This is a genomic window from Enterococcus sp. XAF26B05_ASV22 (assembly GCF_056727285.1).
In genome coordinates, this window is record NZ_CM161538.1 from 1291509 (window position 1) to 1318056 (window position 26548).

Genomic DNA, 26548 nt, shown 5'->3' on the forward strand with positions numbered 1-26548 from the left:
GTTTAGTTCTGAGCTTATTTTTATTTAGTTACTTTTCTAAATGCATAAGCTTTAAAATAGTCTGGTTTATGTCGTTGAGTAAAACTATAAACCGTTAAAATCAAAGCACCAATCGTATTGGTAAGTAAGTCACCCATGGTATCCATCAAGGCTTCGCGACCGATATATGGCTGTCCAGCTTCTGTCATGTAACGTTGTAAGTTCATATTTCCCAGCGAATCACATAGGAATTCCCAGAACTCCCAGAAAACGCCGCATAATCCAGCGAATGCAAACCCCATGATAATGAATAGCCAAGGACTGATTTTTGAAAAATCTGACTCACGTAAACAATACCCAATGATCGCATACCCCACAGCCACTAACAAAATAGGACTAACGGCATGAAGAATTTTATCCCAAAAGGGCACGATAATGATCAAGCGCAAACCGGTGCCAAGAAAAACGGCGATCCAGATAAAAAACCAATAATACAGGCGGACCATTTTAGGGAAAACCAAGCCTGTAAATTTTGTGAAAATAAAAGGGACAAAAATCACAGCAATCCCTGCAATCATTTCAAATGTCAACAGCATATATTGTTCTGTTGGTTGAACGACAAATGTCTTCACGATATTGACGATCAATGTGATAATACCGAACACAAGTAACAAATAAAATGCATTTTTTTCTTGTTTATCCTCAAATTCTAACTTCATAGAAAAGCCTCCGATGTGTTTATTTGTTTAACGTTTGTTTGATTGAATCTAAAAATGATTGCTCATCACTGACGACGGCTCCATTTAATTTTACCAAACCAATTGTATATAGGTTTAGATAATGGAATTGATTTTCAGCAATATCGCCTAAGGCTGCTAATTTCTTTTGATTATTGGCACCTTGTTGGCGTGTATCGGTATAAAGACCGATCATTGGAATATTTTTAGCGTAGGCCACACCAATTTCAGAAGCCACCCCAGCATCGATTGTAATTCCGTCTAAAATAGCAACAAGTAAATCACTTTCAAGTACTTTTTCAGTATCAGCTAGAGCTATCATCTTACTGTCAGCATAGGCTGTCTTATCATTGATCCCTTCATTTTCTTGTGGTAAATAAACCTCGATTGAGTCATCTAATTCACGAATTTTTTTTACTAAATATTCATTATAAAGAAGGTCTGCTTTGGCAAACATTGGTCCTGCAAAATATATATTCATTTTTTCACCTCTAAGTTAGTGTATCCTTTTATTTTTTTGAGAAACAGACAAGTTGATTTACTAAATCAACCTTATCCACACGATAGCCATAAGCAGCCCATGCACTTGAAAACGAATGCTCTTTTTTTGTCCACCATGCGCTATACGTTTTAGCTAGTTCAGGCAATCCGTGCTTGTCTATCATTTTTGCCTCTATTTCTGCAAATGATAATGTCATGCTAGTAGTATTGGCTAGCAAAGTTGGAATAACAAGATAGTCCTTCATAAAATCATCCTTTGTTGAGCATTTTTTTAATAGGATCAAAAATAATCGCTAAAATAAGCTTCTTGATCAGGCAAAATTCGCTCTAATGAATGCAATGTTTCTTTATCCGTAGTTAACCGTTCGATTCGATGGAGATAAGTTGGTCGACGGTAATTCATCAATAAACAAGTTAACGTTTGAATATCAATGTGTACAGGCTGCCCCAGAGGTTCATCTGTTACAGATACTTGATCTTCTTCATCCCATAATAAACTAAACACCCCATTATTCCATTCAGCAACTGGATCGCTAACGACAAAATGAAACGGTTTTGCGGTACTGGAATAGGGATATGCTAGCAACATTTCTTTTACATCCACGATTCTAGCCATATAATAAGGCTCAATTGTTTCTTTGATTTGGCTGTCGTCTAACAAAAAGGCTAGGGGCTCGTTTTTATAAATATCGCCTTCAGCCCAATCAATCATTGAGAAATGAGCCGAAATGAAATTCCACAAAGCATTTCGCGCTTCTTGGTTGATGTAAAACATTTCCTTGATATGAAACACATCTTCAGCTACCCAGTAAAATAACACACCTAAAGGTTCTTGATTTGCCCCGTAATAAATTGCAGCTGTACGTTCGTCTTCATTTTCAAATCGCCAGTATTCTTCCCAGTTAAACTCACTACGGATTAAGGCGCCATGATTTTGACGAGCAAATTTTGCATACACAGTAAAGACATCCTCATGATCAACACTCACGCGTTCGATCATTCCAGGAACATTGACTTGTTTAGGCAATTGGGTATCACGAATCTTGAAAGATAATTTATCTGACATGATTTCCCAGCCTTTTCTGCGATAGTAAGGAATACTGTATGGATAAAGATAAGAAATCCATTGTTGATCTTCCCGCATATTTTTAAGAGCAAGATGAATCAGATCCTGCATCAAGCCATGGTTCGCATATTCAGGATAAGTACCGACACCCGTTATACCGCCCATTTTGAAAAGTTTCCCATGAATGTTTACTTCACAGGGGTAAATGGCAATTTGTGAAATCAATTGATCCTCATGAAACCAGCCGAATACTTTTGATTGCTCTAAAATTGGCTGTTTTGATTTTATTAATTCTTTTTTACTTTCATAGCCACTTTCTTCTAAATCAGCTTCCGTAAATTGAAAGACATAGCTTAACAATTCATTAAACTGATCCACATATTTCTCATCTACCGCTTTTAATTCTAAATGTTCTCTGAACTCTTTTTGGTCCATTTTTCCATCTCCAATTGTTTTTCTATTCCCAGTATATCAAAAAAAGGGGAATAAATAGAGTATTAATCACTAAAAAAAGATAAAGAAAGATTTTTTTGTGAAATAAAGGCTTCAAGATGATAGAGCAAATCACGAAGTCTTTTATAAGCTATCAATCGATTTATAAGCATAATAGGGAAACGCGGGAAAGTTCTTTAATTCTGATGGAAATCTTGTTATAATGAAAAGTGCTGATTGAAAATGATCTGAGCGATGAGCCAGTACGATTTGATTGAACAAAATCACAAGCTCATTCAGCTTTTCATAAAAGAAATGAGGACTATGAATGAATATAAATGAAATGAAGCAAAGACAAGAAAAAATTCGTAACTTTTCCATTATTGCTCACATTGACCATGGGAAATCAACGCTTGCTGATCGAATCTTACAAAAGACGGAAACTGTGTCAGATCGCGAAATGCAAGATCAATTGCTAGATGCGATGGATTTAGAGCGTGAACGTGGTATTACAATCAAACTAAATGCAGTTGAATTGACCTATACGGCAAAAGACGGAGAAGACTATATCTTCCACTTGATCGATACGCCTGGACATGTCGATTTTACGTATGAAGTATCAAGAAGCTTAGCAGCCTGTGAAGGGGCTATTTTAGTTGTGGATGCGGCGCAAGGAATCGAAGCACAGACATTGGCGAATGTTTATTTGGCTTTGGATAATGACTTGGAAATTATTCCAGTTATCAATAAAATCGATTTACCAGCGGCAGATCCAGAAAGAGTTCGTACCGAAATCGAAGATGTGATCGGAATCGATGCGAGTGAAGCTGTTTTGGCTAGTGCCAAAGCAGGTATTGGAATCGAAGATATTTTAGAACAAATCGTAGATCTTGTTCCGGCGCCAACAGGGGATCTCGAAGCACCATTAAAAGCACTGATCTTTGATTCAGTTTATGATAGTTATCGTGGTGTTATTTTAAATGTTCGCATTATGGACGGGGTAGTAAAACCTGGCGATAAAATCATGATGATGAATAATAATAAAACCTTCGAAGTGACCGATGTGGGTATTTTTTCACCGAAACCAATCAGTCGTGACTTTTTAATGGTGGGCGATGTTGGTTACATTACAGCAGCAATCAAAACGGTTCAAGATACGCAAGTAGGGGACACTGTAACTTTAGCGGATAATCCTGCAAAAGAACCATTAGCAGGGTATCGTAAAATGAATCCGATGGTCTATTGTGGATTGTATCCAATCGACAATTCACGTTATGTAGAATTACGTGAAGCTTTGGAGAAACTACAATTAAATGATGCTGCTTTGCAATTTGAAGCAGAATCTTCTCAAGCTTTAGGCTTCGGATATCGCTGTGGATTCTTAGGCTTGCTGCATATGGATGTTATCCAAGAACGATTAGAACGAGAATTCAATCTTGATTTGATTACAACAGCGCCATCCGTAATCTATCATGTCACTAAAACAGACGGTACAAAAATCGTAGTGGATAATCCAGCTGAATTTCCAGATCAAAGTACAGTAGATTTTGTAGAAGAACCATATGTCAAAGCAACGATTATGGTACCAAATGAATATGTTGGTGCTGTAATGGAAATCTCTCAACGAAAACGTGGAGAATTTGTGACGATGGATTACTTGGATGAATACCGAGTGAATGTTATTTATGATATGCCTTTATCAGAAATCGTTTATGATTTCTTCGACCGTTTGAAATCAGGAACAAAAGGGTACGCTTCATTAGACTATGAAATGATTGGCTACCGTAAGAGTAATTTATCTAAGATGGATATCTTATTAAATTCAGAAAAAGTTGATGCGCTAAGTTTTATTGTGCATAAAGATTTCGCTTTCGAACGTGGGAAAGTCATTGTTGAGAAATTGAAAAAGCTAATCCCTAGACAACAATTTGAAGTACCTGTTCAGGCAGCCATTGGTCAAAAAATCACTGCCCGTTCAACCATCAAAGCACTGCGTAAAAACGTTTTGGCTAAGTGTTATGGTGGGGATATTTCACGTAAACGTAAGTTGTTAGAGAAACAAAAAGATGGTAAAAAACGAATGAAACAAGTTGGTTCTGTTGAAGTACCACAAGAAGCCTTCATGGCAGTTTTGAAAATGGACGAGGACGAACCGAAAAAATAAGAACAAAAAATCCGCTAACTGAACATTCAGAGCGGATTTTTTTTGTATAGATTACGTGGGATAAAAAATGTTATTACGAAAAATGCCGACCCAAAGGTTTGCTATTCGTTGTATCTGTTTCAGTGGAACTAGTTTCTGTAGTTTGTTCTTCTAATGTATCCTCGACAGGTGTCGATCTTGTTGTATAGGTACCTAAGCTAAAGGCAAAACCAATCAGTCCAGCAAAAGTCAAAAACGTAATTGATTGACGGTTTTTTTTTCTTTTTTGAGCAGTTAGCATTGAGTCTAAACGTTTTTTGATTTCGTTAGTATTTTCATAAAGTGTGACCGGACCTACTTTCTCATTGTACCTTCCAGGATGTTTTGCCATTTCAATCAGTGTAGCGCCGTATTGATAAAATTCTTCTTTTGTAAAATGACGTGTAGTCCCTTCATCACAAGCGTACTCACATTCTTGATTCATAACTTTTCCGATAAAATAAACGACTGGATTAAACCAATGAATACATATAATGAATTGCATGAACCATTTGTAATAGATGTCTTTACTTGAATAATGCGTTATTTCATGAGATAAGATATTGTAAAGCTGTTCTTTGCTCAACTTTTCATGAGGCAACACAATATAATTTTTTGTAACACCCAACAGTAAAGGAGAAGAGACTAATGGTGTCGTAAACAGATCGATAGGAGAAGTAATTTTTTTCTCTTCACAAATTTCACTTAGGATATCTAGAATATCTGGATTATCCACGGGTTGCCAATCCGATTTGATGTACTTCGCAAAGCTTTGGTATTTAGTGATTTTATGTATCAGCAGACAAAAAACAATAGCCAACCAAAAATATAAGATATACGGTGCAAAAGGTTGTTCTTTACTTCCCAAAATGATATTGTCCTTAAAAATAACATTTTCTCCAATGAAAACAGAAGGTTTTCTTTGAATGGCAGACCCATAGAGCGTTTCATAAAAAGGAGTGGTTTCGAATGACGAAAAGAACCTACCCACAAAACTCTGGTCGGCAGAAAAAGGAAGAATAAAGCGCAAAAGAACAATCAATAATAAATAATAGTGAGAACGTCTTGACATTTTTTTTTGCAAAAATGCGTGAACTATAAGCCAAGCGCCAAATAGAATTGAACCTGAAATACTGAGGGAAATAAGTAAGTTCAATAGTTTTTCAGCAATCATTCTTTATTTTTTTCCCAATAGTCTTTTAAATCTTCTATTTCTTGATTTGAAATTAAGTCATTTTCAACCAACGTAGCGATCAAGCCTTTAACTTCACCCTCATACACTTTTCCAACAAATTCTTTTGTTTCATTTTCGACATAGTCCTTTTCTGTCAACAAGACAATATATTCATTTCTTCTACCTCTTTTTTTAATCTGTAACACTTTTTTTTCAGTTAAACGGGCTAGAAATGTCAAAATAGTATTATTTTTCCATTCAAATTCTTTAGCATGCAATGCATCAACAATTTCAGAAAACATCATGCGCCCGTCATGTGCCCAAATTATTCGTAGTATTTCTAATTCTGAATCAGATATTTTCAGTGCCATAGGGTTCTCCTTTTTTCATAAATAAATGTATCCGTTCGTTCTAACAATCCAATTATAACACGACTATTGACAAAATAGAAAAGTGCATGATAATATAACTACAAGATGTAGGTATAAAGAAAAATCTTATCACTCAATTCCAACGATTAATTTATCAATATCAAAATACTAAAAGAAAAGGAGCGGTAACGTGAAACAAAAAGGGTTGTTATGGATAATTTTTTTAATTGGGATTGGAAGTACAACAGCTTGCTCAATGATGAATAAGACAAAATCAGAAGCTGAGAGGCATTACTCAGATCAAACGATGCCTTCAACTTCGTCTAGCACTTCAGTAAAAGAAAAAGAAGAACTATACAATGAATTGTCCAGGAATGCAAATTTGCCTAAGCTAGTCGAACATTCCACGCAATTTGAGCAAGATATCAGTTTTGTGGCTAAAATGGAAGGCGACCCTAAGCAAGTTGAATCCAAGGATGATACTTTAGATGGACAATGGTATGGATCAATCTTTTTGATGAGAAATCGGAATACGCCGATTTATTTAAATTTGTCTAGTATAAAAAAAGAAAATTGGCCCAAAAGTGGTGATATCCTTCGAATTAAGGGAACGCCGATAGGCTATCTTTATACGAGTTATAAAAATGAACGAGTTGATATGTTGGATATCAAGGCAAAAAAGCTAGAAATAATATCGTATGATAATAAAGATGTAACTAAAAGTGATACGATTGAAACCGATCAATACAAAGTTGAAATCACGGAGACAGATATTCTGCGAGATGTTTTCGATGAACCAACGCTGGTCATTTACTATAACTTTAAAAATAAAAAAGACATTACGTCGATCCCACCACTTAGAACCTATTTTTTCTTTCGTCAAAATGGCGAATACCTAAAGTCCACGATTTTAGGCGAATTGGACAAACTTAATCCAAAAGCACTTAATAGAGACACTTTAGAGCCAAATGGAGAGATGTTATATTACGAAATCTTTAAACTTCCTAACGAAGAGATACCAGTAAATTTGGAAGTATATGACGATGAATATCACTTACTCAACACATTGGAAATAGCAGTCACTGCAAAGAAATAAAAAGGATGTATAAAAAAAGAGTAAAAAAAGGAGTTTTATGATGAAATATATTATCAAACAAAAATTAGTTGCATTAAAACCAACCTATGAGATTTTAGACGGTTCAGGAAATCCACTATATAAAGTAAAAGGAAGTTTTTTAGGAAGAGAAAAATTTGAAATTACAGATTTAGACGGTCAAACATTGGCGAAATGTGAAACCGATGTCAATTTCTTAAGTATCATTGGGTCATTTTTAAGTTACAATTTCAAAAAATATCATATTTTAGTGGATGATCAAAAAATTGTTTCTATGGCGCGTTCGTTAAATATTTTCAGCTATAAATTTACGATTGACTCACCTATTGGAGAAGTAAAATTAGGCTATGGAATGACAGGCAGCCACCAGTTTACGATGCAGGATAAAATTATTTGTGATATTGATAAAAGAAAACTGACTTTAGGTGGAGATGAATATCATATCGAGATTGATGATGCACATGATCAAAAAGCGTTTTTATTAACAACTATTGCGTTGGATCGCATCTATTATACGAAGCGATAATCTGTTGATAACGAAAGCGATTACGACATAACTAAATAAAGGGATTAGACTAAAATGAAAAATAAGAGTAACGTGTTTGTGGTCTTGTTGGTATTGAATGTGGTCTTTGTTATGACTGGTTGTAATAAGCTTGAAAAGGCAAAAGAAAATTTTGCGAATGACGATTCTTATTCTTCTAAGATAGAAGAAGAAGAAAAAGATAAGTATAATGCCTATGTTGACTTGTTCAATGTTTTGTCAGGTGAATTAGCAAAAATTGAACATTCTTATGCACAGAAACATATGGATGGAGACGGTCAGTTTGTGCCGACAGATGATAAAACTGCACTCGGGTATATCGGAGTAATTGGTTCAGTTCAACGAGCGATAGAAGAAGCGGAAAAAAGACTCTCGACTAAACCCAAAATGACGATTGATGAGGATGTAAAACCTTTATTGACAGTCCTAAAAAAAGAAGTATTGATTTTAGAAGAAATTGAGAGTTATTATCAGGAAAAAGATTTTTTGAATGATCATGATGAAAAAGGAAAAGAGCTAAATAGTAAATTAGTATCGATCACTAAAGAAATGAACGACCCGATAAAGAATTTCTCCGATAATATGCGAACGTTCATGAGTGAAACAGAGAAGAAAGAGCGAGAAGCTTATAAAAAAGAAGGCAATAAAATTTCATTAGGAATGTTAGAGTTTCTTGATACAGCGAAAGAAGCCAGAGATGTTGTTAGTAACAGCATAGCTGAAGAGGGTAGGATTGATTTAACAACTAAGAACTATGTTGGAGTGAACATTGACGTTTCTAAAGCTTTGGATGAGTTAAAAAAAATACCCACAGATTCAAAAGATATAGAAAAAGAAGGATTTTCTTCAGCCACTTCTAGTATCTATATTGATCGATTTATAGAAAAAGCCTCAGAGTTCAAGAGTCTATCAAACGAACTAGCAGCAAGTTTTGGGGGAGAAGAAGAAGCACTGATTGACGTGATGGAGAAACTATCAAATGGCTATTCAGAGTTAATTGATGTTTATAATAAAATATGATTGCATGAGCGGTCATTATGTAGTAAACTGAACAAGTCTGAAAAATCAATACCTTAACAAATAACTATCCTTATCCCACCTCATTTGAGGTGGGATTTTACTAAGTAAAAGGGATGAAGATGAAGAAGGCAATAAGTTAAATGAGTTTTTTCTCATAAATAAAATCAAATGTATACTTTTACCTAATTTCGTCGTATAATAATAAATGTAGTATAATTGTAATTTAAATTAATAGGTCATTTCATTCGTAAGGGTGTTTTAATTCCTCTTTTTTTTATCACAAAGGTATTGCAAAATTAATCGTGCTAAAAGCACTAGGAGGAACACATTTATGAATACAGGTACAGTGAAATGGTTTAACGCAGATAAGGGTTTTGGCTTTATTACTCAAGATAACGGAACAGATTTATTCGCTCACTTTTCAGCAATCCAAGGTGACGGATTCAAATCTTTAGACGAAGGTCAAAGCGTATCATTTGATATCGAAGAAGGTCAACGTGGACCACAAGCAACAAACATCGTAAAAAACTAATTTAAACCTTTTAGAACGATTCAACGATAGTTGGATCGTTTTTTTGTATTTGAAAAGATGGAAATCGGTCATTAATGTAGAAGTATATTGTTTGCAAAATTATTTATTGCCGAGTATTATACACTTATACCAACAACAACCCTTTTTATTTTTTCATTTTACTCTTTTAGAGTAAAAACTCCTTTTTCCCATCTTCTAATGGAGATGGGATGTTTTTTATTACTATCACTTATCAATAGAGCCATATAGGACAGTTTTATCACGAAAGAGAAGCGGAAAATTTTTTTAATATATGAAAAAAGAAACCCTTTTGATCGATTTTTGAAATTTTTTATCGTATACGAGAGTTATTAGTTGATATTAATTTGAAAAAATAGTATTATAAATTCATACCAACAACAACCCTTTTTATTTTTTCATTTTACTCTTTAGAGTAAAACTCCTTTTCCCACCTTCTTTAGAGGGTGGGATTTTTTATTTTTAAATAAGCGATGATTAACATAAAAATAATTGAAAAAAGAAACAAAAAAGACACATAAAGAAAAAATTCTTTGTGTGTCTTTTTTATTATCCAATCATTACGCTTTCATCAGGGTATTTAAACTTAGCTTGTTGTTTTTGTCCTCTTGTTAGAAGTGAAAAACCAACCGTATAAATTCCTACTCGGCCAATATACATCAGTAACATAATCATGATTTTTCCAGCAACTGTTAAATCAGGAGTCAAACCCATGGTTAGTCCGACAGTACCAAAGGCAGAAAAGACTTCAAATGCCACATACTCAATACCAGAAGACTCCGGAATCGTTTCAGTGATGGTTAAAATCATGATTGAAATGACGCATAATGTCAATGTGATAAAGAATAAGGTTAAAGCACGAAAGACGGTGCTGTCTCGAATCGTACGCCCATTAAATTCAGCTCGTGTGCGCCCCTTGAAGATTGAAACGATTTGAATGACCAGTACAGCAAATGTTGTCGTTTTTAGGCCACCAGCAGTTGATCCAGATGTTCCACCCACATACATCAGAAAAATAGTTGTGATCAATCCAGCGTTTGTCATTTGCATATAATCGATGGAATAATAGCCTGCTGTTCTTGGCGTAACCGACATAAAGAATGTATTGGCTAGACGCTCAAAAAAGGTTGTACCAGTTGTTAAATTGCTTGCATTGTGTTCTGTAATAAAAAATAGGATAAAGCCCCCGAGCAGTAAAGCCCCCGTTGTAATCAAAGCAATTTTTGTATGTAAAGAAAACTTTCGTTTCTTTTTAAAGCGCAACAAATCCTGCCATACAATAAAACCAAGACCGCCAGAAATAATCAGAATAGCAATGACGAGCAAAACATATGGCTTTGTTTGATACGGGGTTAAGCTGTCCCCTAATAAATCAAAACCAGCATTACAAAAACTAGAAATAGAATGGAAGAGACCGTAGAAAAGCCCTTTTTTCCAACCAAACTCGGGTACAAATTCAATTGAAAGGAGTGCAGCACCAACTAGTTGAATTACAGCAGCAAATTTAACAACGTATATCATCAAACGAAATGCACCAGACATGTCATCTAAATTCAGGGCTTCCCTTAATAACATTCGTGTACTTAAGGTTATTTTTTTTCGTAAGACAAAATAGAGAAGTACAGGCATCGTCATAAAGCCCAAGCCACCAATTTCAATTAGAACCATAATGATCAATTGTCCATACGCGTTCCAATGTAAAGCAGTATTAAGTGTTGTTAAACCAGTGACACAAACCGCAGATACGGCTGTAAATAAAGCGTCAATGAATGGCGTGGCATTTCCACTGCGCGAAAACATTGGGAAAGTCAAAAGTATTCCGCCAACAAAAATTAAGACAATAAAACCCAAAGCTAAAACTTGAACAGCTGATAAGCGTTTTTTTAATTTAGTAGCAAGTTTATTTTTTTTCATCTTTCCTCCGGTCATTACTAATGTTATAAACAGTTTTTTTATTTTTATTTGGTAAATCCAAGTGTACCATTTAATGGAATAATTTCCAGTAATTTGAAAAAGTAAAATCATCGCTTTTGTTTTGTGATGTAAGTCTTTGTTCCTATGACGAAAAATAATACAAAAAAAGTTTTCATTTAAAAAAAGAAAACGCTTGTAAAAAATCAAATAATAAAGTATTATACAAATACAACTTAATTGTATATACAAGTTAAAGAGGGGAGCAAAGGAAATGGGTAAGTTTCAAGAAGACGCAAAAAAACTGTTAGAAGATGTAGGGGGAAAAGAAAATATCGCAGCTGTTTCACATTGTGCAACGCGGATGCGATTTGTTCTAAACGATCCGAATAAAGCAGATACTGCAGCGATTGAGAAGATTCCGTCTGTCAAAGGAACATTTACAAATGCAGGGCAATTTCAGGTCATTATAGGCAATGAGGTACCGCAATTTTATAATGAATTTTCTACTATTTCAGGACTTGAAGGCGTTTCCAAAGAGCAAGGGAAGGCAGCGGCAAAACAAAATCTTAATCCTGTTCAACGAGCAATCTCAGTTTTAGCGGAAATTTTTACACCGTTGATTCCAGCTTTAGTTATTGGTGGATTGATTCTAGGTTTTCGCAATGTATTGGAAGGGATACCATTTGGTTTTTTAGAGGGTCAGAAAATAGTTGAAGTATCCCAATTTTGGAGTGGTGTCAATTCATTTTTATGGCTGATTGGTGAAGCGATTTTCCAATTCTTACCAGTAGGTATTACGTGGAGTATTACTAAAAAAATGGGCACAACTCAAATTCTGGGGATTGTTTTAGGGATTACGTTAGTATCACCACAATTACTAAATGCATATTCTGTTGCAAGTACAGCCGCCGCAGATATCCCTTTTTGGGATTTTGGTTTTGCTCAAGTAAATATGATTGGGTACCAAGCTCAAGTTATTCCAGCTATGTTAGCAGGATTTTTATTGGCGTATTTAGAAATCTTCTTCAGAAAAGTTATACCACAAGCAGTTTCCATGATTTTTGTACCACTATTTGCACTCGTTCCAACAGTCATTGCCGCTCACGTGATCTTAGGTCCTATTGGTTGGGCAATTGGAAGCTGGATTTCAGATATCGTGAATGCTGGGTTGACCTCATCTCTTAACTGGTTGTTTGGCGCCGTATTTGGTTTTATGTATGCTCCGCTAGTTATTACAGGACTGCATCATATGACGAATGCGATTGATTTACAATTGATTGCTGATTTTCAATCAACCAATTTATGGCCGATGATTGCATTATCAAATATTGCTCAAGGATCTGCTGTATTAGCTGTAGTCTTTATGCACAGAGGAAATAAAGAAGAAGAGCAAGTTTCGATTCCAGCGATGATTTCTTGTTACTTAGGTGTTACAGAACCGGCAATGTTTGGGATTAATTTGAAGTATGTTTACCCTTTTATTGCTGGTATGATCGGCTCTGCTTGTGCGGGACTATTTTCCACATTGTTTGATGTGAAGGCAATCAGTATTGGGGTTGGTGGATTACCTGGTATTTTATCTATCGTTCCTCAATACTACGTACCATTTTTCGGCGCAATGTTGATTGCATTCATCATTCCATTTATTTTAACGTATATTTTCAGAACAAAAGGTATTTTTAACAAACTTGATCCTGTCGATGAAGCGACGGGGAACTTGTTTGCTGAAGAAAAATAATAAGAAGTGCGTAAAAAGAGGTTGGGACCTGTAGAGTGATGTCCTGGCCTTTTTTTGTGGGAACGATCTTTTGCTCGTTTTATTTTTTAGTTAGATGAGACAAGTTATTCTATTTTTCATACTAAAAATAGTTGGTTTTTTTTGTTCTTTCGGGTAGACTAAATAGGGCTTAAAAAAAGGGAGAATGACAGATGGATATTTATTTAAAAAGTGCAATTTTACACATTATTGATCGTGAAACAGGAACACCAGTATTTTCAGCAAAGGAATTAGATTTAACCACAGAGTATATTCGTGTTTATCTAACAAGTAAGATAACAAAGCTTTCGACGGCTCAAACAAAAACAGGTATTTTAGCAGAGGAAAGTTCTTTTGTTGATAAAATGAGAGGAATTCCTAATGATTTTATTCAAAAAAGTCAACAGTTGGCTCAACACTGGTATGATGTTTATTCTGGTAGTGAAGATGCGCCGAGTGCAGATGTTCTTTTCATCTTATACGAATTAGATACGGTGGTGCATTTAGCAATGATCAAATTAAACTATAAAGAAAGCTACACTCATTATGTGGATTATGAAGATGAGGCTGTTTATAACAAATTGATCATCAATCGAGCTATTTTACCTTCGAAATCACAAAAGCCTGATGAAGGAATGACCGTCAACCTAGATACTTTAGCATACGAGCTCCTAGAAAAACGTTATGAGTTTTCAGGGGAAAAAGTGTGGTATTTTTCAGAAAAAGTGATTGAATCACAGCCAGCTCCTTCTATAGAAGAAAATATGAAAGAAATCAAAAAAGCGGTGAAACGAATTGGTAAAAAATTTAATGAAGATGAATTTGAGTTGATTGCTTCTGTGAAAGAAGCCGTGTATGAAAGTATTGAAGAAACTGGAACGATCGACAATGAACAAGTGGCTGAGTTAGTTTTTAAAGAAAATATTTCAGCACGAATGGCATATCAAGATGAAGTCAATGAATCAAAATTTGTTGATAAAACACCTCCAGTTCGAGAAGCTAGAGAAATTTCAGAGAAAAAATTTGGGAAGCAAAAATTAAAAATGAGCAATGGGATCGAATTGATCGTACCGATAGAAGTTTATCGAAATGGCGATCTAATCGAATTTGTGAACAACCCAGATGGTACCGTATCGATTGTGTTGAAAAATATTGAAAAAATTAGTAATCAACTGTAACTAAAAAAGGGGTAGAACATGACTCTACGAGTCACGTTCCACCCTCTTTTTAGTCTTAGTTTAATTTTTCCAACGCTTTTTTAGGAACATCTTTTTCAGGAACTTCTTCCCAGCTGAGAACACCTTTTCTAGGATTGATTTTTAATTTTAAATAAGCATTGATTCGCAATGGTTTTGCTCTAACTTCGTATGTTTTTTGAACTGTTTTTTCGCCTTTTTCATCAAATGCGGTGTGCTCATAATCATACTCTGTATATTTCTCACCGTTTGAAAACTTTCCAGTACTTACCTCAACTGGTTCTCCAACACGAGTATAATAATCCTTGCCACCAAAATAATAATTATAGCCAAACCAAACACCTGCTGTTAAAAGGATGAATGGTAAGATAAAAAATAAAAATTTTTTCATTGTCGTCACCTCTTATGTCTAGTATGCTTGTTTTTGAGGAAATATGCCATCGGATTATCTTAAAATAATGTGACAATTTTGTTAGAGAAACATTTTTAGAGTTCATAAATTCGTCAAGGTATAGTTATACTTTCTTTAGAAACTCATGATACAATGAAGTAAAGAACAGGAGGAATGAAAAAATGATGCCTTTTTATGCACTATTTGATCCAACTTATATCTTAGTGATTGCAGGATTGTTGATTTCAATGGCTGCGTCAGCTTACGTAAATAGTACGTTTAGAAAATATGACAAAATTCAAAGCCGAAACAATGTAACCGGCACAAAAGCCGCTCAATACATTTTGCAAAAAGAACAGATCAATGATGTCGGTGTGCAACAAATTGCAGGAGATTTGACTGACAATTATAATTCTGGCAACAAGATATTAAGTTTATCAGAAGCGACGGCTCAGTCAACATCTGTTGCAGCAATTGGAGTCGCAACGCATGAATGTGGGCATGCCGTGCAAGATCATACCGGGTATAGTCCATTGAAAATTCGTGCTGCAATCGTTCCAGTAGCCAATTTTGGCTCCGCGCTTTCATTTCCAATTATTTTAGTCGGCGTACTACTTAGTTGGAACCAAACATTGATCAATATTGGGATTTTGGCGTTTTCTTTGGCATTACTTTTCCAATTAGTGACTTTACCAGTAGAGTTTAATGCGTCTCGTAGAGCGTTAAAAATTCTATCAGATGGCAATATTTTGACAGAAGAAGAAGTACCGATGGCAAGGAAAGTATTATTTGCAGCAGCATTGACCTATGTCGCCGCTGCTTTAGCCACATTTTTACAATTACTGCGCCTGATCATTTTATTTGGCGGAAACAATCGTAGAGATTAAGAATGGTATATTCTGTTTTGTTACCTCAAATTTTGAGAGTGTGTTATCATAAAGATAGATAGTAAGAAGGAGCTGAAAAGAATGAAAACATCAACAAAAATTAGTATTGGTTTAGGTATTGCTGCGGTAGCAGGTGTATCAGTAGCGGTAATTGCATCTGAGAAAATCGTCAAGAAAGTTTACCACGTATCGAATCGATTTAAAGCAAAAAAATTCGTAAATGATAAATTTGGTGGCAACGAAAAATTGCTAGGAATTGTAGATGATTTATCTGATGATGAGCTTGATTCTATGATGAACGTTTTAGGTAAAGTCAAAGACGGTCGTAAAAAAATCTCTTCTTATGGTGAGTCTTTAAAAGACAATACGGAGAATTTGAAAGACCGTTTCGTTAGTTTTGTGGAAGAAATGATTTAAAATAGTAGGCAAACCACTTTCGCAGTGGTTGCCTACTATTTTATTTTGTAATCAATAAATAGCAAAATACTAGGTCATCCATCCGTTTTAAAGAAAGGCCTGTTTGCTCATAAAACTTTTCTAAGCGATAATGCAGTGTATTACGATGCATGTATAAATCTTTGGAAGTAGAACTAATATTCCCTTGGTTCCGCCAAAGAGCAAGGATAATTTGTTGTATCTCACTTGTCAAAACTAGTTGTTTAGCAAACGTCTGAACGATCTGGCTTTGATTCATCGCGTCCTTCGTAAAATAATGTAATACCACATCAGGTAAGGAAAAGGTCGATTTCCCGCGAATAGGATCCGCTTCGGTTTGAAATATCTGTTGTTCTTCTTTAAATAATGCAGGTAAGTGTTCATTGGCTGGGAAAAAATTACCAATAAAAGCTGTCGTAGAAGAATCGAAATCAGCGTCCAAAGTTAAAAATATACTTTGTAATTCTTCTAATTTATAATAGTTTTTTTCATATTTTTCAATTAGAGCGCCATCATTCTCGCTGATAAAAAAGAAATCATCAAGATTTGGGAAGATTTCTTCAATGCTAGTTTCCCATTCAGATTGTAAAAAGGCTTTTGGTTTTTTTAATTGAAATTGTATGATACGAAATGTTCCTTCTAGGTTAAGGGGTGTTCGATCGAATAGATAGCCAAACCAAGGATGTTTGTTTTGATCAACAAAATATTCATTTTCAGGAAACAATGATTTTAATAAATGAATTTCTGTTTCTCGTAACAGTGCTTTATCAAGGACAAAGTATTTTCCATCAATCGGCAATGATAGAGCATTGTTTGTGCCCTTGGCTTGCTGGATTTTTCCGTTAGGATATAATGTAATTAATTCTTCAATAGTCATAGACACACCTCACTGATTTATTGTACCATGAATAAGATAAAAGTATAAAGAACGAGAGGCGGAAATCGCTTGAATGAAAAGACAAGCAGTCTAACGATAGAAGAAAAAGAAACGTTTATGCTGCACGCTATCAAAGAAGCAAAAAAAGCAGAAGCCATAAAAGAAGTACCAATTGGGGCTATTGTTGTTTTAGACGGAGAAATCATTGGACGTGGACATAATCTTAGAGAAGCAAGTCAAGATGCAACAGCCCATGCAGAAATGTATGCAATCAAAGAGGCGTGTGCAGCAATCGACAATTGGCGTTTAGAACGTGCTCAATTATTTGTTACGTTAGAGCCTTGTCCGATGTGTAGTGGTGCAATGATTCTTTCAAGAGTCAATGAAGTTTATTATGGTGCAAAAGACCCAAAAGGAGGAACAGCAGGAACCTTGATGAACTTACTGGAAGATCAACGATTCAATCATGTAGCCTATGTTGAAGCTGGAGTTTTGGAGCAAGAATGCGGCGATTTACTCTCAAATTTTTTTAGAAAACTAAGGGAAGAAAAGAAACTTTTAAAAAATCGAGAGAAAGACTAGCCAAGCATCAAAAAATGCGGTATACTAAATCTTGCCGAAAGGCTAGGACAATGGTGGGCTTACGAAGCGTGTCAGATCCGGAAGGAAGCAGCACTAAGTAGGTGCCGCCATGTGTCTGATTGATAAAGCGTAACAACAGACTTTTAGGTCTGTTTTTTTTATTTGCTCAAACGTGAATAGAATAAGAAAGATAAACGGATAACTCTTCAAAATCTAATTTCTTCATGACATTATATTTCTTCATTTTTAGCATAAACTAAAATTTCATATCTAAAACAGACTGAACATTTTTTTAGTAATGAAAGATCTAAAAAATATCTTTTCATCAAATTTTTTTATTCACTTCAAGTGCTTCTTCATTATTTTAATATTATTTATTTTTCGAAAAATGTTATTTTATCCTAATTAATGCGAAGTTTATTTACAATTGGATAATGCATCAAGATAAAGGAAAAGGATTGGTTTTATCTTCGTATAAGGTTTGACCTAATAAGAATACAATAGAGTTTTACGAATCAAGTATGTCAACTACATAATATAACTAAAAATTAAGGGAAATATTTATAATGTTAGAAAAAATAAAATAACAATTAAAATGTGATTATATTCTATTTATTAATTATTTTTACATAAAAAGAATGGTTTTTCAAGCTAAATAGACTTAATAGTTCTCTTGTGGTAATATTAATTTATGTTTTTTTGTACTACAGGAGGAGAGACTTATGAAAGAAAAAATAACAAAAAAAAGGGAATCGAATTTTGAACTTTTAAGAATATTAGCTATGCTGGGCATCATTGTGTACCATTTAGTCATTCACCATTCAGATTACAATAGATTTGCATTAGTTAATCTAGATGGAAAATCGAATTTTTATCATTTAGAAACAATTCAAATCATGTATACTTTTGGGCAAATCGGAAATACCTTATTCATTTTAATAACTGGATATTTTTTGATTGGCAAGAAAAATATTAACGTATTGAAACCAGGAGTTAAGTTATTAAATCGTTCTTATTTGTTAGCGATTATTTTAATGGGGGTCTCTTATTTATTTGGCAAATTTCAAATACCGCTTTCGTCAAATTCGGATATACATATGGCGCTCAAGGGTTGGTGGTTCATCGGATATTATATTTTTATTATTATCTTTGCCAAGTATGTTCTCAATGATTTTCTTGACAGGTTAGATAAAAAAAGTTATCTAAATTTCATTTTAATTATGACATTCTTGTTAAGTTTTATGGAAATCTTCAATGTTCTTACAAATCTAAAAATACAAAACTTTGTAATTGGAATTCTAGTCTATTCTATTGGTGGATTCATTCGTTTGTATAACCCATTACAAAAAGTGAAGACAATTAATTTGTTGTTATGTATTGTTTCCTTTGTTGCGATTCAAATTATTCAGTATAAAGTAAATTTGAATACAAATTTGAACGAATTTTATAAGGAACCTAGTACGTTATTCGTTAAATCACCTTTTATAAATGTCCTATGGTCCCCAAGTATATTATTTATGATTTGTAGTGTAAGTATTTTTGAGTTGTTTAGTCGCTTAAAGATAGGAAGCATTAGACTGATAAACAGTGTATCTGCTGCGACGTTTACTGTGTATCTTTTTCATGAGTCTTATTTCTTCAGAAAGATACAAATAAAAGGAATTCCATTACCAAACAGATTAGGCATATTAAAAGAAGTTTCAACAAAAATCATGGATAGTGATCTAATGAAAGGATTTACAGTTCCAATTGATAATGCAGAAGATTGGATTAATCTACAAGATTTTCTAAATATTAGTCAAGTTTTTCAAGATAGAGGAGTTAAACTGGGGTTGTTTTACATGATGATGCTAACGGTAGCGATATTCACAGTAGGTATTTTTTTCGAGCTTATTATCAAGTTTATTAATAAACTATTCAAGAGTATTTTTTATAGTGATTTTAAAGAAATGAAAAAGAGTTTGGAATGAGGGGATAACTAGAAACACAATCTTTAGTGATTCTTCTAATGTGATTTGATTTCTGATAGTCTCGTTTTTAATCAATTTTAGTTTATTTTAAGAGGTAAATAGTATTATTATATAGGGGTGTATAAAAAGTTGATTACTTAAAATAAATCAAACGAGAAAAAAGTACATAGCTGTCAATGAAGTTATTTCTGTTTAACACGCAACTGTTAAATTTAGAGAAAAAAATGGAATAGCAATCATAAATTTCATGATTGCTATTCCATTTTTCAAATGAATATCTGAAAAGCGAGGATTATTTTAAGTTAATGGTTTTTTGCCCAAGTTCTTTTCCAGCCATTCCTTGAGTCGCTTTCAAAATAACTGGCGTTTCTGTGTCATCTAAGTCATAAGAAATAATAGCTTTCACTGTACCTCCAGGTTTAATATCATCCAGTTGATGTTCCGTGTATTCTGCAAATTTTTCATCTTGAGGCGTCATACCAACGGTTAGTTTATTGATCGTATCTTTACTTTCTTGTGTTAATCCCATACAAGCAATCCAAACTGTAGCAGCTGAAATCAGCTCTTCACTATTGTTCGTTACTTCATAAGTAATTGCTAACTGTGGTTTTTCTCTTAGGAGATTTTCGTCAGCAGGTAAAACTTCAGTTGATAATAGTTTAAGAGTAGCCATTTCAATTTTTAATGTATCGTCTTTAAAAGAGACATCTTCTGTTTTTTTGGGGGAAGTTGAAGTCATTTCATTTTTTTTGGTATCGGTAGATTTACTATTGCCTCCACAAGCAACCAACGTTATACTACACAACGTTAACACACCTAAACTTAATAATTTTTTCATCGATATATCCTCGCTTTATAAAATAATGGTGATAAAAATCCCTAATAAGATTCAAATTAAATTTACTTATTTAAAAAAAGGATTTGTTTCTATACTACCTTGTATTTTACTAAATAACAAGGTGACTTTTGCTCGTAATATAATTAATTGCAGAAACGAACAAAATTCGAGGAACACACTATAATACGAGACGATGTTTTATTTTTTTAGGGGATTAAAAGCTACGACCACCACCGCCAAATGTTCCGCCACCTGTGGAGTGAGTACTGCTTCCACCGCCTGAACCGCCATTGGAATTATTTCTAGGGATTCGACGGGTCGTGATAAATGAATTGATTAGCACATCGTTTCTTCGCGTCAAGTTAAGCGTTGATTTTTCTCTAAAAGGGTATTTGTAGGTACCAAATTTTAATTGGTATTTGGATACACTAATAGCAAAGAAGATACCACTTAAAACAATTGCTGCTACAAAGGCAATGATGATTTCAGTGGTAGTCAACGTTTTGAAACGAGTAATTTTTCCTGTTTCAGTGTCGACTCGATAATGTCCACCAGGAACACCTTGATCAAAGTAGTAACCTATATTTTCTAGGAAAGTTTGTGCTGCTTGAAAATAATTTCCGTTTCTCATGCTGGGTTCAATATCATCTAGTGTTTGGTTAATTCGCTTATCTGTCATGTAATCAATCATATTTCCAGAAGTTGAAATTCTAAACTTTCTTTGATTCATATCAACATAAAAAGTGATACCATTTTGATTTTTACCAATGCGGTCAAGCATATAATAGTCTGCGAACCGAGTAGAGTCTGAATCATTATCCGTATTGCTCACAATAAAAATTCGTGCTTTCGTTTTTGCCTCAATTGGGCCAATCGCTTCTTTCAATTGAGTAATTTGTTCAGAGCTGAAAAGAGAAGCTTGGTCATCGATGGAATCATCTGCCGCTTGGACTTTTAACGAAAACCCAAATAGTAGAAAAAGAACAACGAACAGAGTAAAAGGGATCTTTCTCATATAAACCAGCCTCCAATCAAGAAAATAGCTAAAATTGCAGCAAAAATGCCAAATGTAAATAACCCTAAACGCTTATAACTAACTGGTAAAATCCCACTTACTTTCCCAGTCTGTCCATTCATAGCGTAGTAATATACTTTTTTTGACTGACTGTTACTCCGATATGTTACGACCCAAATCGGCAACAACATATAGTGATTTTTTTCGCTGTTTAAAGAAATATCTGTTCGTAAGTTGGTTAAAGTAGTATAGCCAGAAGCCGTATCTCTTAGTAACGATTCAGAATAATCTTTTAGTTCATTTTGAATAGCATTTTGGATCGTTTCATATTCAATGTCTCTTTTTTCAGCCTGAAATCCCGCCAAATATTGACTTTTAAAGGAAACAGCTTTGTCTATTAAAAAGGGCTGAACTGCTTCTACCATTTTTTGCTGCACATTTTTAGAAAGAGCATTTTTGATCAATTCCGTAAAAGAAATCTTTCCTTGTCGTTCGACATCAAATTGTTTCGTTTCAGTGTATTCAATATCACCAACACGCCATATACGAATCGCAGTTCCCGTCCCATTTAGTTGACCATCGATTTGAGCATCTACGACCCAATAGGGGAAATAGACACCTGTCATCAGATCAATTTGTTGTTTATTAAAAAAGTCTTTTGGAATAAACCATTTTTTCTTTGTCCAAGCTAAGAACTTTTCAATCGCTTCTTCTTTTTCAATAGCAAAAGGCAAGACTTTTTCAGGAAGAAAATTACCACTCAATCTTCCAGATAAAACAACCGGATTATGACAATAATAGCAATATGTAGCCGCAGTTGTTGCTTCAGTAACGATTTGCGCACCACAGCTTGGACAATTGAATAATTCCATTGCTCCTTCTAAGGTATCATTTGTCAAACCATCTGAACCAGTTGCTTCTTTAAAAGTAGCCGTATCTTCAGGAGTCATGTCCTCTTTCTGCGATTCGGCTGTAAATGTTAACTCAGGTTCAATATATTGCTTCTGCTCATCTTCTAGATGTGCTTTTCGTTGTGAGGATTCATAAGAGGTTACTTCAGCTTCTGTATAGACACTGAGACAGTATTCACAATGAAACATTTGATCTTTCGGATCAAATAATAAGGGACCGCCACAGTTTGGGCATTTGTGTGTAAAGGTATCCGTCATAATTGTTCCTTTCTTTGAGTAGCGAATTAATATAAGTGAAAAGCGCTTTTACAAATAGTTGAGTATTGATTAGAAGAAAAAGAAGCTAGGATTGCTTCTGCTCCAACCGTTTATTTGCATTTAGGGTGTGATACAAAAGTGATTTTTACTTTTGTCCCACACCCAATTTCTTCGGCTTATAAAGGAATTCCTTGAAATGGTTTGCCACAATGTGGACAGAATTTTGGAATACCAGTAGATAAATCAACGATTTCACTGCATTCGCTGCATTTCATTTCTAATTTTGGTTTTTCATTTGTTGGTTTTGGTGTTCCACAGTTTGAACAGAACTTGCCGCTATTTTCAGTTCCACATTGCGGACAGGTCCAGGTACTATCAGATCCTTGCGCATTTTGTTGATTTTGTTTTTCTTGTATTTGTTGTTGATTGGTTTGAGACGCTTGAGCAAAGTAATTACCACTTGTATTCATGCCCATTCCAACGCCCATAAAACCATTCATTGCTCCACCTTCATTACTCCCGGCAGCTTCCATGCCACGAGCCATTGCGCCTTGTACATAGCCTTCACGAACTCCAGCATCACTAAGCATGGCACCTTGATTGCGCATATTGATCAATTTAGTAGAATCATCTGTATAAGAGATGCTTGCTACCGCAACAGAAACGATTTCCATTCCTCGTAGTGAGCGCCATTCATCATCTAGTACTTGCCCCATATATTTACTTAATTCTAAGCTTTTAGATGGTACATAAGAAATGCGTTCGCCATCTGCTGACATTTTGTTGATTGCTGCCTGTAGTGCCGTTAAAAATTCAGCTAAATATTGTTCGTTGATATCATTAATATCAACTTGGGATTTATTTCTAGGAATTGCATTTGAAAAGAATAATAAAGGATCTGTAATTTTGATTGAGTAATTCCCATGTGCACGTAGAAACAGTTCAGCATTGTAAAAATTATCAAAATAATTAATCGGTGAAGATGTTCCAAATTTGATACCTCTGATTTCTTGTAGGTTGATGTAAAAAACTTGTTGTTTTTGAGGTGTTACGCCACCAAATTTAAAACGGTCGAATGTTTCAGAAATCGCATCTTTCAATGAGCCATTAAAAGCAGAAGGTGCGGAATCATTTTTCACAGTATAATATCCTTCTTCAGCCGTATAATCAATGATCTTTCCGCCATCGACTAAAATCATCATCATATTCGGATAAACATGAATAACAGAACCATCACTCAAAACATCTTCTGTTCCTTTGCGATTTGACCCTCTTTTATCATTTTTACGAACAAAAACCCCTTTTGTCATAACGGTTGTATCACTCATGTTATCGGGTTCAATAACTTCGATCCATTGGTCCGCTATACCGCCACCGATTGCACTTGTTGCTGCTTTAATAATTCCCATCTGAAATTCCTCCTAAATTTAAAGCCGTATTTCGCTTGATTCATTTATACCTTCTTTTGAATACTAGCTCAAGAAGCTGGATAAGAAAGTAGTAAGTAAAAATAGTATACCATAGGTTGGTGTAAGAAAAACAGCACCAAAGCCTGATTATAAAGGCAATTCAATCACAAAAAAGCAGCGCGATAATCAAAAATTTTTCTTTTTTTATAAAACTTCCTTTTTTCTATCTTAGATTTTATAAGTTAAGGTATAATAAAGAAAAGAACGTCGAAACAAGGACTTGGGGGATGAGAAATTGGAAAGAAGAAGTAAGAAAAAATCAAACAAAACAATTATTTTAGCAATAAGTGGCGTGGTGGTACTGGCAGCGGCTGTCGGAGGCTATGTTGTTTATGGTACTTGGCAGAAGAAGCAGGAATTAAATAAAGCAGAAAAATCTGCTAAGGCTTTTCTAAACAACCTTTCAAAACAAGAGTTTGATCAATTCTCAGATTTATTAGATGAACCATCAGTAAAGGATAGCGGTTATGAGAACAAGCAAGTCATCGAAAAATATCAAACCATTTTTTCTGGCATTCAAGCTGAAGGAATCAAAAGTAAAGAAGTAAAGGTGAAGCAAGAAAAAGAAGGAGAATATACATTTACCTACAAATTAGATATGACAACACCTTTAGGGAAATTAAATGATTTATCTTATAAAACGACTATCAAAAAAGTAGATCAACAGTATAAAATCAATTGGGCTCCCAATTTGATTTTTCCAGAAATGTCAGGCCAGGATAAAATTTCAATTGGTATCGATGCGGCGAATAGAGGAGAAATCGTTGATCGTAATGGAGAAGGATTAGCTGTTAATCAAGCTTTTGATCAGGTAGGAATCGTACCTGGTAAGCTTGGAGAAGGCCAAGAAAAGACAGATAATATCAAAGCATTCAGTGATCAATTCAATGTATCTGTTGATGAAATTGAGCAAAAACTCAAACAAGATTGGGTCAAACCAGATGCTTTTGTACCTTTGACGGTTTCTTTTGATCCAGTGACAACATTACCTCAAGGAGCTGCTTCTCAGGATACGGTTGTTCGTTACTATCCTTTAAAAGAATCTGCTGCTCAATTAGTCGGATATGTCGGCACGATTACTGCTGAAGATATCGAGAAAGATCCTACACTTAGTAGTACTGGTGTGATAGGGAAAGTCGGCTTAGAACAGGCTTTTGACAAACAGTTACGCGGACAAGACGGTGGAAATATCACAATCACTGACGCACAAGGGAATGCAAAAAGTGTCCTGCAAAAAGTAGATAAAAGAGATGGCGAAAAAATTCAATTAACGCTTGATAAGAATGTTCAGTCGCAAGCATACGATATCTTTAATAATCGCCCGGGGAGTGCGGTCATCATGGATCCGCAACAAGGGGATTTATTAGCGGCAGCGAGTTCTCCATCGTTTGATCCGAATAAGATGGCTAATGGTATTTCTCAAAAAGAATATGAAGGCTATGCGAATAATGAGAATTTACCATTTACAGCTAGATTTGCGACAGGCTACGCACCAGGTTCGACCTTTAAGACAATCACGGGGGGAATTGGGTTAGATGCAGGCACATTGAAGCCAGAAGAAGAAATCGCTATCGATGGGTTGAAATGGCAAAAAGATGCCTCTTGGGGAGATTATTTTGTGACGCGTGTGAAAGAAGCTAGTCCTGTAAACCTAAGAACAGCGTTGGTTAATTCTGACAATATTTATTTCGCTCAACAAACATTGCGAATGGGAGAAGATAAATTTAGAAAAGGACTGGATAAATTTATTTTTGGAGAGAAATTAGATTTATCTATCCCAATGAATCCAGCGCAAATTTCGAATGAAGACAAGTTCAATTCAGAAATCTTACTAGCCGATACAGGATATGGTCAGGGACAACTGTTGGTAACGCCTATTCAGCAAGCCGCAATGTATACGGTATTTCAAAATGAAGGCAAACTTGTTTATCCAAAAATCGAGCTAAACAAAGAAACTAAAACAAAAGATAATGTCATTAGTTCGAATGCCGCGAATACGATTGTGACAGATTTGCTTGGTAGTGTTGAAGATGAAACGGGGTATGTCCACAATATGTACAATCCAGAATTTTCATTAGCGGCGAAAACAGGAACTGCTGAAATCAAGGAAAAACAGGACACGCTTGGAAAAGAAAATAGTTTTCTTTTAGCAATGGATCGAAGCAACAACAAATTTTCAGCGATGATCATGGTGGAAGATTCAAGAAAAAATGATACAGCAACAAATATCAGTAAAACGTTAATCGATTATTTAGAAGCAAATATCAAATAATAACATAAAAAGGAGCGAAGCGCTTGAGGCGTTTTCGCCCCTTTTTATGTTATTGCCACGTTTTTTTACGAACGTACAAAAATATGCTACAATGAACCAACTACATG

Annotated in this window: 25 protein-coding genes and 1 other RNA gene; 13 read left to right on the forward strand and 13 right to left on the reverse strand. The window is 34.7% G+C overall.

Annotated features, from left to right (window positions below):
• Nucleotides 1-20: 20 nt before the first annotated feature.
• The 4 genes from AC1PU0_RS06370 to AC1PU0_RS06385 are packed head-to-tail and all read right to left on the reverse strand — an operon-like array spanning nt 21 to nt 2718.
• Nucleotides 21-698 (reverse strand): DUF2238 domain-containing protein, encoded by a 678-nt coding sequence (locus AC1PU0_RS06370; protein WP_069654532.1) that lies wholly within the window; start codon nt 696-698, stop codon nt 21-23.
• A gap of 19 nt (nt 699-717) precedes the next feature.
• Nucleotides 718-1197, reverse strand: a complete 480-nt coding sequence (locus AC1PU0_RS06375) for a nucleoside 2-deoxyribosyltransferase (RefSeq protein ID WP_111247408.1) — start codon at nt 1195-1197, stop codon at nt 718-720.
• 28 nt (nt 1198-1225) lie between these two features.
• Nucleotides 1226-1462: a DUF7662 domain-containing protein gene (locus AC1PU0_RS06380; RefSeq protein WP_206848796.1), complete on the reverse strand. Its 237-nt coding sequence runs from the start codon at nt 1460-1462 to the stop codon at nt 1226-1228.
• Nucleotides 1463-1497: 35 nt separating this feature from the next.
• Nucleotides 1498-2718 carry a GNAT family N-acetyltransferase gene (locus tag AC1PU0_RS06385; protein ID WP_069654529.1) on the reverse strand — a complete coding sequence of 407 codons (1221 nt, stop codon included), beginning with the start codon at nt 2716-2718 and terminating at the stop codon, nt 1498-1500.
• Nucleotides 2719-3043: 325 nt separating this feature from the next.
• Between AC1PU0_RS06385 and lepA the strand changes: the two genes are divergently transcribed.
• Entirely contained in the window at nt 3044-4879 is a 1836-nt protein-coding gene (lepA, locus tag AC1PU0_RS06390) for a translation elongation factor 4 (protein ID WP_069654528.1), read from the forward strand.
• A 73-nt stretch (nt 4880-4952) separates the two neighbouring features.
• Here lepA and AC1PU0_RS06395 read toward each other — a convergent pair whose 3' ends face one another.
• Both AC1PU0_RS06395 and AC1PU0_RS06400 read right to left on the reverse strand, forming a co-directional pair.
• On the reverse strand, nt 4953-6071 hold the full coding sequence (locus AC1PU0_RS06395; RefSeq protein WP_206848797.1) for a M56 family metallopeptidase: 1119 nt from the start codon (nt 6069-6071) through the stop codon (nt 4953-4955).
• Nucleotides 6068-6442 carry a BlaI/MecI/CopY family transcriptional regulator gene (locus tag AC1PU0_RS06400; protein ID WP_242596515.1) on the reverse strand — a complete coding sequence of 125 codons (375 nt, stop codon included), beginning with the start codon at nt 6440-6442 and terminating at the stop codon, nt 6068-6070. Before AC1PU0_RS06400 ends, AC1PU0_RS06395 begins: the two co-directional genes overlap by 4 nt.
• Before the next feature lie 190 nt (nt 6443-6632).
• Here AC1PU0_RS06400 and AC1PU0_RS06405 point away from each other — a divergent pair, with 190 nt between their 5' ends.
• From AC1PU0_RS06405 to AC1PU0_RS06420, 4 genes are all read left to right on the forward strand, one after another.
• A complete protein-coding gene (locus AC1PU0_RS06405) occupies nt 6633-7538 on the forward strand; it encodes a DUF5067 domain-containing protein (RefSeq protein ID WP_111247411.1) in 906 nt (301 codons plus the stop codon).
• Between the two features lie 40 nt (nt 7539-7578).
• Nucleotides 7579-8082, forward strand: a complete 504-nt coding sequence (locus AC1PU0_RS06410) for an LURP-one-related/scramblase family protein (protein WP_069654524.1) — start codon at nt 7579-7581, stop codon at nt 8080-8082.
• Between the two features lie 54 nt (nt 8083-8136).
• Nucleotides 8137-9120, forward strand: a complete 984-nt coding sequence (locus AC1PU0_RS06415; protein WP_206848799.1) for a DUF3829 domain-containing protein — start codon at nt 8137-8139, stop codon at nt 9118-9120.
• Nucleotides 9121-9451: 331 nt separating this feature from the next.
• Nucleotides 9452-9652 (forward strand): cold-shock protein, encoded by a 201-nt coding sequence (locus AC1PU0_RS06420; RefSeq protein ID WP_010772775.1) that lies wholly within the window; start codon nt 9452-9454, stop codon nt 9650-9652.
• Nucleotides 9653-10219: 567 nt separating this feature from the next.
• Here the strand turns inward: AC1PU0_RS06420 and AC1PU0_RS06425 are convergent.
• Nucleotides 10220-11584 carry a TrkH family potassium uptake protein gene (locus AC1PU0_RS06425; RefSeq protein WP_206848801.1) on the reverse strand — a complete coding sequence of 455 codons (1365 nt, stop codon included), beginning with the start codon at nt 11582-11584 and terminating at the stop codon, nt 10220-10222.
• A gap of 271 nt (nt 11585-11855) precedes the next feature.
• On the opposite strand from AC1PU0_RS06425, the gene treP reads away from it, so the two are divergent.
• Nucleotides 11856-13322, forward strand: coding sequence for a PTS system trehalose-specific EIIBC component (gene treP, locus AC1PU0_RS06430; RefSeq protein ID WP_206848803.1), 1467 nt, complete (start codon nt 11856-11858; stop codon nt 13320-13322).
• A gap of 191 nt (nt 13323-13513) precedes the next feature.
• Nucleotides 13514-14518: a nucleoid-associated protein gene (locus tag AC1PU0_RS06435; RefSeq protein ID WP_206834360.1), complete on the forward strand. Its 1005-nt coding sequence runs from the start codon at nt 13514-13516 to the stop codon at nt 14516-14518.
• Between the two features lie 55 nt (nt 14519-14573).
• Here the strand turns inward: AC1PU0_RS06435 and AC1PU0_RS06440 are convergent, their stop codons facing one another.
• Nucleotides 14574-14927: a YxeA family protein gene (locus AC1PU0_RS06440; RefSeq protein WP_206848805.1), complete on the reverse strand. Its 354-nt coding sequence runs from the start codon at nt 14925-14927 to the stop codon at nt 14574-14576.
• A gap of 182 nt (nt 14928-15109) precedes the next feature.
• Here AC1PU0_RS06440 and AC1PU0_RS06445 point away from each other — a divergent pair, with 182 nt between their 5' ends.
• Both AC1PU0_RS06445 and AC1PU0_RS06450 read left to right on the forward strand, forming a co-directional pair.
• Nucleotides 15110-15814 (forward strand): zinc metallopeptidase, encoded by a 705-nt coding sequence (locus AC1PU0_RS06445; protein ID WP_479998784.1) that lies wholly within the window; start codon nt 15110-15112, stop codon nt 15812-15814.
• Between the two features lie 81 nt (nt 15815-15895).
• The gene (locus AC1PU0_RS06450; RefSeq protein WP_206848809.1) at nt 15896-16231 is read left to right on the forward strand and encodes a hypothetical protein; all 336 of its coding nucleotides are present in this window, start codon (nt 15896-15898) and stop codon (nt 16229-16231) included.
• A gap of 40 nt (nt 16232-16271) precedes the next feature.
• On the opposite strand, the gene AC1PU0_RS06455 is transcribed toward AC1PU0_RS06450, so the two are convergent.
• Nucleotides 16272-17126 carry a helix-turn-helix domain-containing protein gene (locus AC1PU0_RS06455; protein WP_069654517.1) on the reverse strand — a complete coding sequence of 285 codons (855 nt, stop codon included), beginning with the start codon at nt 17124-17126 and terminating at the stop codon, nt 16272-16274.
• Between the two features lie 69 nt (nt 17127-17195).
• Here AC1PU0_RS06455 and tadA point away from each other — a divergent pair, with 69 nt between their 5' ends.
• The 3 genes from tadA (at nt 17196) to AC1PU0_RS06470 (ending at nt 19678) form a co-directional block, all read left to right on the forward strand.
• Nucleotides 17196-17708, forward strand: coding sequence for a tRNA adenosine(34) deaminase TadA (tadA, locus tag AC1PU0_RS06460; RefSeq protein ID WP_206848811.1), 513 nt, complete (start codon nt 17196-17198; stop codon nt 17706-17708).
• A gap of 39 nt (nt 17709-17747) precedes the next feature.
• Nucleotides 17748-17834, forward strand: an RNA gene (gene ffs, locus AC1PU0_RS06465) — signal recognition particle sRNA small type.
• A 596-nt stretch (nt 17835-18430) separates the two neighbouring features.
• Nucleotides 18431-19678 (forward strand): acyltransferase family protein, encoded by a 1248-nt coding sequence (locus tag AC1PU0_RS06470; RefSeq protein WP_206848813.1) that lies wholly within the window; start codon nt 18431-18433, stop codon nt 19676-19678.
• A gap of 292 nt (nt 19679-19970) precedes the next feature.
• On the opposite strand, the gene AC1PU0_RS06475 is transcribed toward AC1PU0_RS06470, so the two are convergent.
• The 4 genes from AC1PU0_RS06475 to AC1PU0_RS06490 form a co-directional block, all read right to left on the reverse strand.
• Complete coding sequence (locus tag AC1PU0_RS06475; RefSeq protein ID WP_206834348.1) at nt 19971-20516, reverse strand: DUF5067 domain-containing protein; 546 nt, start codon at nt 20514-20516, stop codon at nt 19971-19973.
• Between the two features lie 214 nt (nt 20517-20730).
• Nucleotides 20731-21531: a TPM domain-containing protein gene (locus AC1PU0_RS06480; RefSeq protein WP_206848815.1), complete on the reverse strand. Its 801-nt coding sequence runs from the start codon at nt 21529-21531 to the stop codon at nt 20731-20733.
• Nucleotides 21528-22700 (reverse strand): TFIIB-type zinc ribbon-containing protein, encoded by a 1173-nt coding sequence (locus AC1PU0_RS06485; protein WP_206848817.1) that lies wholly within the window; start codon nt 22698-22700, stop codon nt 21528-21530. Before AC1PU0_RS06485 ends, AC1PU0_RS06480 begins: the two co-directional genes overlap by 4 nt.
• Nucleotides 22701-22876: 176 nt before the next feature.
• Nucleotides 22877-24109 carry an SPFH domain-containing protein gene (locus AC1PU0_RS06490; protein ID WP_206848819.1) on the reverse strand — a complete coding sequence of 411 codons (1233 nt, stop codon included), beginning with the start codon at nt 24107-24109 and terminating at the stop codon, nt 22877-22879.
• A gap of 295 nt (nt 24110-24404) precedes the next feature.
• On the opposite strand from AC1PU0_RS06490, the gene pbp4 reads away from it, so the two are divergent.
• Nucleotides 24405-26441, forward strand: a complete 2037-nt coding sequence (gene pbp4, locus AC1PU0_RS06495; RefSeq protein WP_206848820.1) for a penicillin-binding protein PBP4(5) — start codon at nt 24405-24407, stop codon at nt 26439-26441.
• Nucleotides 26442-26548: the final 107 nt, after the last annotated feature.

Excerpts from the sequence above, each read along its gene's own strand:
- AC1PU0_RS06370 (WP_069654532.1), bottom strand. The coding sequence starts at position 698 with ATGAAGTTAGAATTTGAGGATAAACAAGAAAAAAATGCATTTTATTTG.
- AC1PU0_RS06375 (WP_111247408.1), bottom strand. The coding sequence starts at position 1,197 with ATGAATATATATTTTGCAGGACCAATGTTTGCCAAAGCAGACCTTCTT.
- AC1PU0_RS06380 (WP_206848796.1), bottom strand. The coding sequence starts at position 1,462 with ATGAAGGACTATCTTGTTATTCCAACTTTGCTAGCCAATACTACTAGC.
- AC1PU0_RS06385 (WP_069654529.1), bottom strand. The coding sequence starts at position 2,718 with ATGGACCAAAAAGAGTTCAGAGAACATTTAGAATTAAAAGCGGTAGAT.
- lepA (WP_069654528.1), top strand. The coding sequence starts at position 3,044 with ATGAATATAAATGAAATGAAGCAAAGACAAGAAAAAATTCGTAACTTT.
- AC1PU0_RS06395 (WP_206848797.1), bottom strand. The coding sequence starts at position 6,071 with ATGATTGCTGAAAAACTATTGAACTTACTTATTTCCCTCAGTATTTCA.
- AC1PU0_RS06400 (WP_242596515.1), bottom strand. The coding sequence starts at position 6,442 with ATGGCACTGAAAATATCTGATTCAGAATTAGAAATACTACGAATAATT.
- AC1PU0_RS06410 (WP_069654524.1), top strand. The coding sequence starts at position 7,579 with ATGAAATATATTATCAAACAAAAATTAGTTGCATTAAAACCAACCTAT.
- AC1PU0_RS06415 (WP_206848799.1), top strand. The coding sequence starts at position 8,137 with ATGAAAAATAAGAGTAACGTGTTTGTGGTCTTGTTGGTATTGAATGTG.
- AC1PU0_RS06420 (WP_010772775.1), top strand. The coding sequence starts at position 9,452 with ATGAATACAGGTACAGTGAAATGGTTTAACGCAGATAAGGGTTTTGGC.
- AC1PU0_RS06425 (WP_206848801.1), bottom strand. The coding sequence starts at position 11,584 with ATGAAAAAAAATAAACTTGCTACTAAATTAAAAAAACGCTTATCAGCT.
- treP (WP_206848803.1), top strand. The coding sequence starts at position 11,856 with ATGGGTAAGTTTCAAGAAGACGCAAAAAAACTGTTAGAAGATGTAGGG.
- AC1PU0_RS06435 (WP_206834360.1), top strand. The coding sequence starts at position 13,514 with ATGGATATTTATTTAAAAAGTGCAATTTTACACATTATTGATCGTGAA.
- AC1PU0_RS06440 (WP_206848805.1), bottom strand. The coding sequence starts at position 14,927 with ATGAAAAAATTTTTATTTTTTATCTTACCATTCATCCTTTTAACAGCA.
- AC1PU0_RS06445 (WP_479998784.1), top strand. The coding sequence starts at position 15,110 with ATGATGCCTTTTTATGCACTATTTGATCCAACTTATATCTTAGTGATT.
- AC1PU0_RS06450 (WP_206848809.1), top strand. The coding sequence starts at position 15,896 with ATGAAAACATCAACAAAAATTAGTATTGGTTTAGGTATTGCTGCGGTA.
- AC1PU0_RS06455 (WP_069654517.1), bottom strand. The coding sequence starts at position 17,126 with ATGACTATTGAAGAATTAATTACATTATATCCTAACGGAAAAATCCAG.
- AC1PU0_RS06470 (WP_206848813.1), top strand. The coding sequence starts at position 18,431 with ATGAAAGAAAAAATAACAAAAAAAAGGGAATCGAATTTTGAACTTTTA.
- AC1PU0_RS06475 (WP_206834348.1), bottom strand. The coding sequence starts at position 20,516 with ATGAAAAAATTATTAAGTTTAGGTGTGTTAACGTTGTGTAGTATAACG.
- AC1PU0_RS06480 (WP_206848815.1), bottom strand. The coding sequence starts at position 21,531 with ATGAGAAAGATCCCTTTTACTCTGTTCGTTGTTCTTTTTCTACTATTT.
- AC1PU0_RS06485 (WP_206848817.1), bottom strand. The coding sequence starts at position 22,700 with ATGACGGATACCTTTACACACAAATGCCCAAACTGTGGCGGTCCCTTA.
- AC1PU0_RS06490 (WP_206848819.1), bottom strand. The coding sequence starts at position 24,109 with ATGGGAATTATTAAAGCAGCAACAAGTGCAATCGGTGGCGGTATAGCG.